At 31.1% G+C, this 13875-nt stretch carries 11 protein-coding genes and 1 tRNA gene; 2 read left to right on the forward strand and 10 right to left on the reverse strand.

From position 1 onward, the window contains the following. Window positions 1–78: 78 nt before the first annotated feature. The 3 genes from G8C41_RS08640 to G8C41_RS08650 are packed head-to-tail and all read right to left on the reverse strand — an operon-like array spanning window position 79 to window position 2089. On the reverse strand, window positions 79–675 hold the full coding sequence (locus G8C41_RS08640; RefSeq protein WP_160568651.1) for a ribonuclease HII: 597 nt from the start codon (window positions 673–675) through the stop codon (window positions 79–81). Further along, window positions 676–1446, reverse strand: a complete 771-nt coding sequence (locus G8C41_RS08645) for a C40 family peptidase (protein ID WP_160568654.1) — start codon at window positions 1444–1446, stop codon at window positions 676–678. A 10-nt stretch (window positions 1447–1456) separates the two neighbouring features. Beyond that, the gene (locus G8C41_RS08650) at window positions 1457–2089 is read right to left on the reverse strand and encodes an O-methyltransferase (RefSeq protein ID WP_166007295.1); all 633 of its coding nucleotides are present in this window, start codon (window positions 2087–2089) and stop codon (window positions 1457–1459) included. A gap of 588 nt (window positions 2090–2677) precedes the next feature. Between G8C41_RS08650 and G8C41_RS08655 the strand changes: the two genes are divergently transcribed. Both G8C41_RS08655 and uvrA read left to right on the forward strand, forming a co-directional pair. After that, a complete protein-coding gene (locus tag G8C41_RS08655) occupies window positions 2678–3004 on the forward strand; it encodes a YegP family protein (RefSeq protein WP_105296398.1) in 327 nt (108 codons plus the stop codon). A gap of 177 nt (window positions 3005–3181) precedes the next feature. Further along, window positions 3182–5989, forward strand: coding sequence for an excinuclease ABC subunit UvrA (gene uvrA / locus G8C41_RS08660; RefSeq protein WP_255466934.1), 2808 nt, complete (start codon window positions 3182–3184; stop codon window positions 5987–5989). A gap of 139 nt (window positions 5990–6128) precedes the next feature. Here uvrA and G8C41_RS08665 read toward each other — a convergent pair whose 3' ends face one another. From G8C41_RS08665 to rsmI, 7 genes are all read right to left on the reverse strand, one after another. After that, window positions 6129–8399 (reverse strand): aconitate hydratase, encoded by a 2271-nt coding sequence (locus tag G8C41_RS08665; RefSeq protein WP_166007297.1) that lies wholly within the window; start codon window positions 8397–8399, stop codon window positions 6129–6131. 1501 nt (window positions 8400–9900) lie between these two features. Then, entirely contained in the window at window positions 9901–10401 is a 501-nt protein-coding gene (locus G8C41_RS08670; RefSeq protein ID WP_221411724.1) for a cupin domain-containing protein, read from the reverse strand. Between the two features lie 46 nt (window positions 10402–10447). Then, complete coding sequence (locus G8C41_RS08675) at window positions 10448–11509, reverse strand: alpha/beta hydrolase (RefSeq protein WP_166007300.1); 1062 nt, start codon at window positions 11507–11509, stop codon at window positions 10448–10450. Window positions 11510–11519: 10 nt separating this feature from the next. Next, window positions 11520–12269 (reverse strand): carboxymuconolactone decarboxylase family protein, encoded by a 750-nt coding sequence (locus tag G8C41_RS08680; RefSeq protein ID WP_221411725.1) that lies wholly within the window; start codon window positions 12267–12269, stop codon window positions 11520–11522. A 385-nt stretch (window positions 12270–12654) separates the two neighbouring features. Beyond that, window positions 12655–12728 (reverse strand) — tRNA-Ala (locus G8C41_RS08685). A 10-nt stretch (window positions 12729–12738) separates the two neighbouring features. Continuing rightward, window positions 12739–13170: an RrF2 family transcriptional regulator gene (locus tag G8C41_RS08690; protein WP_105296402.1), complete on the reverse strand. Its 432-nt coding sequence runs from the start codon at window positions 13168–13170 to the stop codon at window positions 12739–12741. A 14-nt stretch (window positions 13171–13184) separates the two neighbouring features. Beyond that, a complete protein-coding gene (gene rsmI, locus G8C41_RS08695; RefSeq protein ID WP_166007302.1) occupies window positions 13185–13856 on the reverse strand; it encodes a 16S rRNA (cytidine(1402)-2'-O)-methyltransferase in 672 nt (223 codons plus the stop codon). Between the last annotated feature and the right edge of the window lie 19 nt (window positions 13857–13875).

Consider the following 13875-nt stretch of genomic DNA (forward strand, 5'->3'; position numbering starts at 1 on the left):
CATTGATTTTATAAGTCGTAAAGATATAACATTTATGTTAATTATATATTCACAGGAATTAGCTAATAATTTTCTAATTCAGAAATTTAAGGATAATTGTTCGTCTAACAGTTTAAAAGTCTTTCTATGAAGATAAGTAATTCCATAATTTTTTATTGCTTGTCTATGAGCAGTCGTTGGGTATCCCTTGTTCTTTTTCCATAAATAATCAGGAAATTCTTCATGGAATTTATCCATTAAAAAATCTCTGTGATTTTTAGCCAAGATAGATGCAGCAGCTATATTCATATAATTAGCATCACCCTTTATAGCACAAAAATGCGGTATTTCTTTATATTTATGGAACCTATTTCCATCAACTAATAAAAATTCCGGTTGAATTTTTAATTTATCCACAGCTAAATGCATAGCTAAAAAGCTGGCATTTAAAATATTAATTTCATCAATTTTTTGTGGGGAAACTTCTGCAATTGCATAATCAATTGCATTTTGTCTAATAATACTATCTAATTCTTTTCTTTTCCTTTCACTTAGCTGTTTGGAATCATTGATTTCTTCATTAAAAAAGTCTTCAGGAAAAACGACTGCTGCTGCAACTACAGGACCTGCCAAACAGCCCCTCCCTACTTCATCCAGTGCAACTTCAAATTTATATTTTGAATATTTTAATTTCATTTAGAATATTCTTCTGATAAAACGCAACTGATGCGTATGTTTATTAAGATCTGAATTAAAAATTCCTGTATAATCTAAATTGTCAATGCGTACTTTTCCGTGGGCATGTAGAATTTTCTGATCAGGAAGTATAAACCCAACATGTATAATTTTTCCATCCTGATTTTCAAAAAAAGCAAGATCTCCCGGTTCTGCTTCTTCTATAAAACTTAATACTTGCCCTTCTAATGCTTGTTGACCGGCATCTCTTGGTAATTTATACCCGGCTAATTTATAAACCATTTGAACCAAGCCACTGCAATCAATACCATAGGTTGTTTTCCCCCCCCACAAATAGGGAGTATTTATGTATTTAAAAGCCAATTCTAAAATTTGATCTTTTTTTTGTTTTCCTTTTAACAAAGTTTCATCAATAAAAAAATGTTTATCGGGAGCTAATTTAAAAACGCTATTTTCAATAGCACCGTGAACCTCTGCACCAATAGTAACCGGAAAAGGTTGATTATTTAAAATTAATAGGCTGAAAGGCTCTGATATATATGAATGATCTTGAGAAAAATTAGCAAATTCTATCTCACTGAGAATGGAAACCTGTTTATAATCTACCCATCCTTCATAGCCATCAAAATAGATTTTAATTTTAACCCATTGTTGTTTCACTTCTAAAATCTCACATAGCTCACCAAACAACAATTGAGTAACCATTTCTGAAGAATCAGACGGTTCTTTTCGTACTGGGGCAACACTTACCTGACAAATAGATTTACTCATAAATGCAAATTTATTTTTTTCTAACAATACTTATACCATCTCTAATAGGTAAAATTAGCACTTCTAGTGATGAATCCGATCTTATAAAAGAATTGAATTCCCTTATACATTCCGTTTTTTTGTCTTTAAAATCTTGAACTACCTTTCCCTTCCATAAAATATTATCTGCTATTATTATTCCCCCTGAACGCAACTTTGGCTTAACTATCTCAACATACTTACTATAATTCTTTTTATCGGCATCCAGAAAAATCATATCAATTTCCTGATTAATTTCTTGTAAAACATTTATAGCATCATCCAAAATAAAATTAATTTTTTGGGAGTATTCTGATTTTAAAAAGTATTTTTTAGGTATATATGCCGTTTCGCGATTATTATCTACTGTTATTATTTTACCGGACTCTGAAAGTCCTTCAGCTAAACATAATGTTGAATATCCGGTAAAAGTTCCTATTTCAACAATTAAATGGGGAGAAATTAATTTCGAAATCATACTTAACAGTCTTCCTTGCAACAAACCGGACAACATATGTGGTTGTGTCGTTTTTAAAAACGTTTCTCTCCTTAATTCTTTTAATAAAGTCGGTTCTTCTGTACTGTTTTTTTCTATATAATCTTCAAGTAAAGGGGTTATCTCCATTATTTTATATTATTCTTTACAAATATAATTCGTTTCTAAAAATTCGTTACCATTAAATGGCAGTATATCTAACTAATAATTAGGATATTTAAACATAATAACATTTATATTCTATTATATAAAATGCCTTATATAAAGCAAATTATAAACAAAATTCTTTTATCAAAAATTTAATTACACATATTTTTAATGAATTTAATAACATAAATTATAATAACTTTTTAACAGTATAACATAATTTAGAAAAAACAATATTTTTATACACACAAAAGTTACAAAGAAAAAATATAACCATTAAGTATATATAAGATAAACTAAAATCATATAAAATTGCATGCAACTGGTGAAAAATGCAAAAATGTCAGTATACAATTTTGTGTACATCATTGTAAAAATTATCTTAAAAAATGTTAAAATTTAAATTATAAATTTTATTCAAAATAAGCTACAATCCTTTATTTTAGCCTATCCTATGAAATTATCACATTTTTTATCTATTGTTAAAAAATACAGAATAGTTTTGTTTATAAAATAATGGCATGATTTTTTCCTACCTTATGCCATATTAACACTAAATAGTATAACAATATGTTTGAAATTTTCAAAGACAAAGAAGGAGCTTTTTTCTTTAGATTAAAAGAAAAAAATGGTCAAATTATTCTTGAAAGTGATGGATATACACAAAAAACAAATTGTCAAAAAGGAATCAGTTCAGTAAAAAGAAATTCCAAAAATGAAGATCGTTTTGAAGTGAAACAAGCTTCCAATAAAAAATGGATGTTTAGTTTAAAATCCGGAAACGGACAATTAGTAGGGACCAGTTCTTATTTTGATTCTGAAACCGATGCTAAAAACGGTATAAGAACAGTAATGAAAACTGCACCTGTATCCGAAACAGTTGACTTGTCAAAATAATAGATTCCATAAATTGTTATCAAAAAATGAAAAAACCATCCGGTGGATGGTTTTTTTTTATAATTAATACGATACTAATTACATTTTTAAAAAATTATTTATTTCCCTACCTTTGTATATACTATATTTATAGTAAAATAGCGTTACTTTTCAATTTAGCTAATCAAATACAAACTTTTGAAAACAAATAATAAAATTAAAACACATCCAGATCAAGATGTGGTTTTCATAAAAAATGCACATCTTCATAATCTTAGAAATATAGATGTTTCCATTCCCAAAAATAAATTAACCATAATAACAGGTGTATCCGGAAGTGGAAAATCTACCCTGGCTTTTGATACCTTATACGCAGAAGGTCAAAGACGATATGTGGAAAGCTTAAGCTCTTATGCGCGGCAATTTTTAGGAAAATTAGAGAAACCTCAAGTAGATGACATTAAGGGACTTGCTCCGGCAATTGCCATTCAACAAAAGGTTATTTCAGGAAACCCTAGATCAACCGTAGGAACTTCTACTGAAATTTATGATTATTTAAGACTATTGTTTTCTCGTGTAGGTAAAACCTATTCGCCCGTATCAGGACAAGAAGTAAAAAAAGATGAGGTTACAGATGTTATTGATTATATACTCTCTTTAGCGGAAGGTGGTAAATACATCTTATCTGCTCCGATTACTACAGTAGATAAAGATTTTAAAGTATTTTTAAATACTTTGAAAGGCCAAGGATATGTCAGGTTGGAAGTTGGTGGAAATATTGCTACTATTGAGGATTTGGAAAGTTTTGGATTTGTACCGGATAGCAATACCCCTATAAATTTAGTTATTGAACGTTTTTCCGTTGAACATAATGAGGAATTCTTACAAAGATTTGCTGATAGTGTTCAAATAGCTTTTTACGAAGGCAAAGGCTCTTGTTCCATTAAAAATGTTGACACCCAAGAAATTAAAACCTTTTCTAATGCATTTGAACTGGACGGAATTAAGTTTTTGGAGCCTACCATACATTTTTTTAGTTTTAATAATCCTTATGGAGCTTGTCCGGTTTGTGAAGGATATGGAAAAATTTTAGGTATTGATGAAGACCTGGTAATTCCTAACAAAAATTTATCAATCTATGAAGATGCTGTTGTTGCTTGGAGAGGAGAAAAAATGAGTGAATGGAAAGATGATTTTATTAAAAAATCATCTAAACTCAACTTTCCCATTCACAAACCGTATTTTGAATTAACAGATAAACAAAAAGATATTTTATGGAAAGGTACAGGGGATCATAGTTTTCCCAGCCTGAACCATTTCTTCAAAATGGTTGAAGAAAATACGTATAAAATTCAATACAGGGTTATGCTTTCCAGATATAGAGGCAAAACTATTTGCCCAGAATGCAAAGGAAAACGTTTACGACCTGAAACCAATTACGTTAAAATCAATGGATATTCGATTAACGATTGGATTGATTTACCTATTGACCAGTTACACGGTATAATAAAAAATTTAACGCTTAATGAATATCAACAAAAAATTGCTAAACGATTACTTTTTGAAATTAATAGCAGAATTGAATTTCTTTTAGACGTTGGCTTGGGATATTTAACTTTAAATCGAGCTTCTAATACCCTCTCAGGCGGAGAATCTCAACGAATTAATTTAGCAACTTCATTAGGAAGCAGTTTAGTAGGATCTATTTATATTTTAGATGAACCTAGTATCGGACTACATGGAAGAGATACCAACCGCTTAATCACTGTTCTGGAAAAATTAAGAGATCTGGGAAATACCGTGGTTGTAGTTGAACATGATGAGGATATTATGAAAGCTGCCGATTATTTGGTTGATATTGGACCAAAAGCCGGTAGTCTGGGAGGAAATGTCGTATTTTCTGGCACTTATTCGGAAATGATGCAAACCCATACATTAACCGCCGAATATTTAAATGGTGAAAAGAAAATTGAAATACCTAAAACTCGAAGAAAAACTAAAGAATTTATTGAAATAACAGGAGCCAGACAAAATAATTTAAAAGGGATTAATGTTAAATTACCTTTACACTGCTTAACGGTTATAACCGGAGTAAGCGGTTCAGGTAAAAGTACTTTAATGAAAAATATCTTAACTCCTGCATTACAAAGAAAATTGGGAATAAACGGTGATAAGCCCGGTAATTTTTCTGAATTAAAGGGAAATTGGAAGGAAATTAAACATCTAGAACTGATTGACCAAAATCCAATTGGAAAATCTTCTCGATCCAACCCGGCCACCTATGTTAAGGCTTTTGACGATATACGCGATTTATTTTCCAAGCAAAAACTAAGTAAGCTTAACAATTTTAAACCGAAACATTTTTCATTCAATGTAGAGGGCGGACGTTGTGAAACTTGTTTAGGAGAAGGATTTATAACTGTTGAAATGCAGTTTATGGCAGATATTGAATTAGAATGCGAAACCTGTCATGGCAAAAGATTTAAGCAAGATGTTTTGGAAGTAAAATATGAAGGTAAAAATATTGCTGACGTCTTAGAAATGACCATTGACGAGGCCATAACCTTTTTTAATGAACACAATCAGGATAAAATTGCAATTAAATTGCAACCCTTACAAGATGTGGGCTTAGGTTATTTGGAATTAGGACAATCATCCGGTACACTATCCGGAGGAGAAGCTCAACGAATTAAATTAGCTTCATTTTTAGTAAAAGGTAATTCTTCCGAAAATACCTTATTTATTTTTGATGAACCAAGTACCGGCTTGCATTTTGATGACATAAATAAATTACTAAAATCATTTAATGCATTAATTGAGAAAGGCCACAGTGTTATGGTTATTGAACATCATCCGGATATTATAAAATGTGCAGATTATCTGGTTGATATCGGACCGGATGCCGGAATTAACGGAGGAAATATTGTCTTTCAAGGTACTCCTGAAGAAATTATTAAATGCAAAGAATCTTATACCGGACAATTTTTAAAAGAAAAGTTTAACTAATAATGATACGTACACCTTGTTTACACGTTTAAATGTTTATTTAAAAATGACAAAATTTCAGTAATCAATCATTATATTATTAAAAAAAAAAACACCGGAATAAACCGGTGTTTTTTTATGATTGTTTTTTTATTTTTTATTAAATCTTACCCTCATTTTTCTTAATTAAATTTAATGCTGAACCTGCTTTAAACCATTCGATTTGTCCATTATTATAAGTATGATTAGCTATGATATTTTCTCTAGTTCCATCAGAATGAACTAATTCAATAGTAATAGGTTTTCCGGGAGAAAATTGATCTAAATCTAAAAAATTAAATAGATCATCTTCCTGAATTTTATCGTAATCTTCGGGGTTAGCAAAAGTTAAAGCTAACATCCCCTGCTTTTTTAAATTTGTTTCATGTATTCTTGCAAAGGATTTAACCAAAACGGCTCTTACTCCTAAATGACGAGGCTGCATAGCAGCATGTTCTCTTGATGATCCTTCTCCATAATTATAATCTCCTACCACTATAGTAGGAACTCCATCTGCTTTATATTTTCTTGCCGAATCAGGAACAGCCATATATTCTCCTGTATCTTCATTCTTAACTTTATTAGTTTCCATGTTAAAAGCATTTACAGCACCAATCAAAGTATTATTTGAAATATTGTCTAAATGCCCTCTGTATTTTAACCAAGGTCCGGCCATAGAAATATGGTCTGTAGTACATTTTCCATAAGCTTTAATCAGCAATCTCATTCCGGTAATATTTTTACCGTCCCATGCAGGGAAGCTTTCTAACAACTGTAATCTTTCTGAAGTAGGTGAAACTTGAACCTGTATTTCGGAACCATCTTCGGCAGGTTTTTGATATCCCGGATCATCTACTTCAAATCCTCTCGGTGGAAGCTCAAATCCTTGCGGTTCGTCCAACATAACCTCTTCTCCTTGATCGTTTATCAATTTATCTTTTCTAGGATCAAAACTTAGATCTCCTGCAATAGCCAATGCAGTAACTAATTCCGGAGAAGCTACAAATGCATATGTATTAGGATTTCCATCTGCTCTTTTGGCAAAATTTCTATTGAAAGAATGTACAATAGTATTCTTTTGTTGTTTTTCTGCCCCTTCTCTAGCCCATTGTCCAATACATGGTCCACATGCATTTGCAAAGACTTTGCCTCCAATTTTATCGAAAACAGCTAAATATCCGTCTCTTTCTACGGTATAACGTACCAATTCCGATCCCGGTGTTATGGTATATTCTGCTTTAGGACTAATCTTTTTATCTGCTGCTTGTTTCGCTATCGAGGCTGCTCTTGAAATATCTTCATAAGAAGAATTGGTACAAGAACCTATCAATCCGACATCTACTTTTAAAGGCCATCCATTTTTTTCAGCTACTTCTTTAATTCGAGATATAGGTGTTGCTATATCCGGAGAAAATGGACCATTGAGATGAGGCTCTAAAGAAGTTAAATCAATTTCAAAAACTTGGTCATAATATTTTTCCGGGTTCTCATAAACTTCTTTATCGGAACGAAGTTCCTCTTTAATTTTATCTGCCATGTCTGCAACTTCAGTACGTCCGGTAGCTTTTAGATACTTTGACATATTTTCGTCGTAAGCAAATATTGAAGTAGTTGCTCCTACTTCCGCTCCCATGTTACAAATAGTTCCTTTTCCGGTAGCCGATAATGATTCTGCTCCTTCTCCGAAGTATTCTATGATACATCCGGTACCTCCTTTTACGGTCAAAAGACCTGTTACTTCCAATATGATATCTTTAGGTGCAGTCCAGCCATTGAGTTTACCTTTAAGATGAATTCCAATTAATTTTGGAAATTTTAATTCCCAAGACATTCCCGCCATAACGTCGACCGCATCAGCTCCTCCAACTCCAATGGCAACCATTCCTAAACCACCTGCATTCGGAGTATGGGAATCAGTTCCTATCATCATTCCTCCCGGAAATGCATAATTTTCAAGAATTACCTGATGTATAATTCCCGCTCCGGGTTTCCAAAATCCTATATTGTATTTGTTGGAAACAGACGATAGAAAATTATATACTTCATTATTTTTATTGATTGCCTCTTGCAAGTCTTTATCGGCTCCAACTCTGGCCTGAATTAAATGATCGGCATGAACGGTAGAAGGCACCGCTACCTTTTTCTTACCGGCTTGCATAAATTGTAATAAGGCCATTTGCGCAGTAGCATCCTGCATAGCTACTCTATCCGGTGCAAAATCTACATAAGATTCTCCTCTTTTATATGCTTCAGATGGATTTCCATCAAACAAATGTGAATATAATATTTTTTCAGAATATGTCAGAGGCCTCCCCACTACTTTTCGCGCCATTCCAACCTTTAACTGAAAGCGATTATATACCGCTTTTATCATATCTAAATCAAAAATCATATAGTAAATTTATTTTTTGCTTTGTTAATTTTATGTAACATTTAAATTTTACTTTACTATTGCTGTTTAATGACAGCCTTTTAATAAAACAAGTATTTTTAAAGGAAAATTTATCTGCTAGGTTTTTAAATATACAATTTTAAAATCAATATATACGATGTTTTAATTTTTTGACAGATATTTATAAAGATTCTAAATAATTTTAAGATATATTACAGGTATTATATTAAATAAAGCACTTTATATATAAATTTATTTGATATAAGAATTTATTTTTTTTATTCAATTTATACACATTTATTAATATTTAAATATAACTAATTAAATATATTGTAAAACTATTTATAATTTAAAGAAAAGAGGCTGTTATTAACATATGTTTAAAATTATTCAAGTGTTATAAACGGAATTATTTGCCTATAAATTTAAAGCTTTAAACAAAGAATGAGAATATAAATTTAATCGATTAAATTTTAAATGGATTATCAATTAAAAGCTCCCTTTTTTAAAAAAAAAGAGAGCTTTAACTACACTAATTAGTTGTTTACATATAACAATAGGTGCTTAATAATATTATAAAATTTGTACGAGGCAAAGATATTCTATTATTGTAACATTAAATTGAGGAATCCCGTAATTATAATTTTTTTTATAATAAAATTTTTAAAAATTAAAATTTATGAATCTCTAATAAATTATAATATCTTCTTAAAACTCCTTATAATGCTTAAATAATTCATCATAAATTTATTTTACAAGTATATATTTACAGATAAAAAATATATTTTTATGAAATAAATCATATCTAAAAAATCTCAATAAATATGTAAAGAGATATGGATTTTAGTTAATTACTTATGTATAAATACGATTTTTCTTACTATTCGATAATTAAAAATACAACAAAAATGAATAATATTATATTTAGATAAATATATTATTTTTAAAAAACAATTATCATATAATTTTATAATATTTACATATATTGCAAATTATATTACCATATATTTTTGTAATTGCTATTACAATTATATTAAAAATTGAGATTATATATTTATTTAAACGGTTAAACTTGTCTCTGGTTTTTCATCTTTATAAATATTATTTCAATTCTGACAATTATTTATAATTTAACTTTATTTTTTCATTTATATAGATTTTATATTTCAGATGTTTTTATGATTATAAAAAATTTTATTTTTAAGATTGAAATAATATTTTACCTTATATATAACTAATAATAATGATTGTTTACTATTTTTTTACTATATGATCGTTTTGTCTTTTTTAAAATCTTTTTATGAAAACAGATGTAATAATATTATTCGACGCATATAATTGTTACCTTATTTAGGCTGCAAAATGAAAAATTTAAATTTATTATCCTGAACTTGATGATATTCTTTTTGTATAGGATTTAATTTATTCGAATATTTTAACAACTAGCAGCAGTATATATTATCGATAAAATGGAATAGAATATAAAATATTACCTTTTAAATTAAAAATCCCCGCTAAAATATTCTTTATCGGTAACCGGATGAAGCCACACAGCCCCGCCTAAATTGCTATTAGTTCCAATGGCAACATGTGTCATGGACTGATCTTTTGAAGCTCCATGCCAATGCTCAATATCACGCGTACATTTTATTACGTCTCCTTTTTTAATAATTTCAACGGGCTTACCTTTTTCTTGATACCATCCTTCCCCTTCAGTTATCAATAATATTTGGCCTCCAGGGTGATAATGCCAATGAGTTCTTGCTCCCGGCTCAAAACTTACAGAACCAATTACAACATTATAAACGCTATCGGATGGAGCTAAATATGTTAACCATACGTTTCCTGTAAAATGCTCATTGGAAACCTTAGTTCCTTTAGGAAAAATCGCCGACACTTCCCGTGCTTCCAATCTATTACTTTGTTGGGTACTCCTACACGCAATTAATAATAAAGTACATAAAAGTATTCCTTGAAAAAATGAGCTCCTAATTTGATTCATGGTTTATTAAATTTTAAAAAAAACTCGATGATTTATCCACTAATTTTTAAAGATTTTTCTTATAAAATTCAACTAATTTATTTACTGCTTGAGATACATATTCAGGCTTCCAATAGGTTTGTATATGAGTTGCCCCTTCTATTTGGAATAACTCCTTATTTTTTGCATTAATAGCCTTAGAAAAAGCTTCTTCGGTCATGTATTTGGTATCTGCTTTACTTCCTGCAATCATTACTAATGGCTGATTAAGTAATTCTATTTGATCGGTTGCATCCCACGCCATTAAATACATAAGGCTACTAGTAGTATAAAGAAAAGTTGAATTGGGATGTGCATGAGTTCTATAATAATATACATATCCTTCACGATATAAATCCGTAGAAGTTTTATTAATCTCTTCATCCGTAACACTAGCTACTCCCGAATACAAAATTTTTCCTCCGGATGCTTCTTGGGCTCGAGCCTCGGATGCTTGTTTTAAACGTTCTTGAATCGTACTGACTTGTGAGTTTTGGAATCCATTGCGTCGTACTTCTCCCGAATTAAACATACTAAGAGTGGCTATAGCTTTTAATCTTTTATCTGTTTGAGCCGCCTTAAGTGTATACCCACCACCCCCGCAAATTCCCAGAGCTCCGATACGATTGGCGTCAACTCCGGGGTATTGAGAAATGTAGTCTGCCATGCCATGAATATCTTCGGTGCGATAGGCCGGATTATCCGTATGACGAGGCTCTCCCCCACTGGCTCCTTGATAGGCAGCATCGGCAGCTATGGTAATATAACCTGCTTCTGCCAATTTTTGCGCATAAAGTCCGGCAGTTTGTTCTTTCACTCCCCCGTTAGGATGGGCTACAACTACAGCCGGATATTTTTTTGATGAATTGTAATGGGCCGGAGTATAAACATTAGCCGCTATTTCAATTCCATGTAATTTATAGGTAACCGGATGTATATTTACTTTTCCCGGTTCATTTTTTTGGATCGCACCTTCATAAACTAAGGTAAACTGATTTTGTTGATCGTTTTTATGAGACGATTGTGCTTGTATTGCATCAGCCCCTACTAATGATGTTGCAATAGCTAATATTGAGGTTAATTTATTCATGATTAAAATGTTATGTATTTTTTTCTTGCTGTTCAACTATTTCATTTACAATTTTTCGCACAGAGGAAGCTTCTTTTCTTTTTAAAGTTGTTTTTATTATAGATGTAAATTGTTGAAGTTGTCGGGGAGACCATCCTACATTAAGACAGATATTTAAATGGGAACGAAGCATAGGTTCTGCTTTTCCTATTGCACTAATAGCTGAAATGGTTACTAATTCCCTTTCAGCATAAGTAATAATATCTCTTTCAAAAATATCGGCAAATAAATGTTCTTTCAAAAAGGTATCAATTATCGGAGCAAATGCTGAATAACCACTAAGTTTTTCAGGTTGTTGGGTTTTAGTCAATTCTTCCAGTATCTTTTTTCCTCTTTCATATTTGTTTTCGTTCCTTTTAAGGGGAGAAATATCTTTTCCATCTATATCTTTTATGCCTTGATTTTTACGATCCTCAATCACTTCCATAAAGGTTTGTAATCCCCGAATACTGCGCGGAAATCCACAATAAGCATATAAATGTACCAAGATCTCTTTGATTTCATTTACTGTCAAACCGGAGTTAAGCCCATTATTTAACGCTTTTTTAAGTTGAGATAAGTCTCCTTTAGCTGTATAGCTCGATATAATTATTATACTCTGCTGCCTGGAATTCAAAAGAGGATCCTGTATTTTATTGTTATATTGTGATTTAAGATGGCTAACCATACCAATGACAATAAATAAAAACAGTATGGTTTTATGATATATTATTTTCATCATTTAAATACATGCAGTTGTTAACATGGATCTTTTAAAATTTAATTATTTCATCTCTACCCATACTATAATTGCAATGATTATACCTTTATAAATTTTTAAATCGTTGATAAAGACACCGATGGTATTCTTTAAACTGTTTTTAAATTATTTTAATAATAATCATGTTTATTAACATTGATAGAGCTAATGTAAATTTCTGATTTTAAACCACGTTAATTTGTATATCTATTACCTTTATTTCTACCAATATAACTGATTTTTAAATGGATTGATTTTCAAAAGAGAGGAGGTAATTACTTATAATAGATGTAGAAATAAGAGTTATTAAAAAATAAAAGCACCGAATTATTTTTTTGGTGCTTGTTTAAATTTATTTCCTTTATTGTGGAGCTGATGGGGCTCGAACCCACGACCTTTAGACTGCCAGTCTAACACTCTAGCCAGCTGAGCTACAGCCCCGAATTTTCGATCACAAAGATAACTTATTTTTCTTTTTTGCCAAACTTGCTAAGGTTGTTTTTCTATATATTTCTAAGGTTGCATCTCGAACTTCTATAAATACATCGCGTATAGTACAAGTATCTTCTGTTGTACAAGTATCACACGGCTGATGATACATAATCGACACACAAGGCAATAAAGCTATCGGCCCATCCATTAATCGAATCACTTCTATCAAGGTTACTTTTTCGGGGTCTTTATTCAATCGATACCCTCCTTTTGCTCCTCTTCTACTGGTTAAAAATTGTGCATTCTTAAGGTCTCTTAAAATATTCTCCAAAAACTTTTTGGGAATATTTTCATCATTAGAGATTTCTGTCGACAATATACTTTTATCCTTATCTTGTCTTGCTATATAAATCAAAGCTTTTAAAGCGTATTTACACCGGTTGGAAATCATAAATCTAAAGATACTTATTTTCCTTCAATTAGTAAAACTATTTCCCCTTTCAAAGGCTTTTCTTTGCATATTTTTACTATTTCGCCTACCCTGCCACGCAACGTTTCTTCATACATTTTGGTAAGTTCCCTGCTTATGCTAACTCTTCGATCTTCTCCGAAGATTTCAGAGATTTGTTCCAAAGTAGTATTTATTTTATGGGGGCTTTCATATAAAATAATAGTTCTGCTCTCTTGAGATAGCTCTTTAAGTTTTGTTTGCCTTCCTTTTTTGGCCGGTAAAAAGCCTACAAAAATAAATTCATGAGAAGGAAGACCTGAGATAGCCAGGGCAGGAACAAAAGCCGTTGCTCCCGGAAGGCATTCTACCGATATATTTTTTTCGATGCACGATTTTACAAGCATATATCCGGGATCCGAGATTCCCGGCGTTCCGGCATCGGTGATTAAAGCAATGACACGTCCTTCAGAAATTTGCTGAGTATACCCCGCTGTTTTTTGATGTTCATTAAACATATGATATGATTGCATAGGCGTTTGGATATCGTAATGCTTTAAAAGCTTACCGGAAGTACGAGTATCTTCAGCCAAAATTAAGTCTACTTCCTTTAAAAGCCGTAAAGCCCGCAGGGTTATATCTTCCAGATTTCCAATAGGAGTTGGAATTAAATATAGCTTTCCACTCATATACTTTTATACTTTATAA

It is taken from the genome of Apibacter sp. B3706 (assembly GCF_011082725.1).
GTDB lineage: Bacteria > Bacteroidota > Bacteroidia > Flavobacteriales > Weeksellaceae > Apibacter.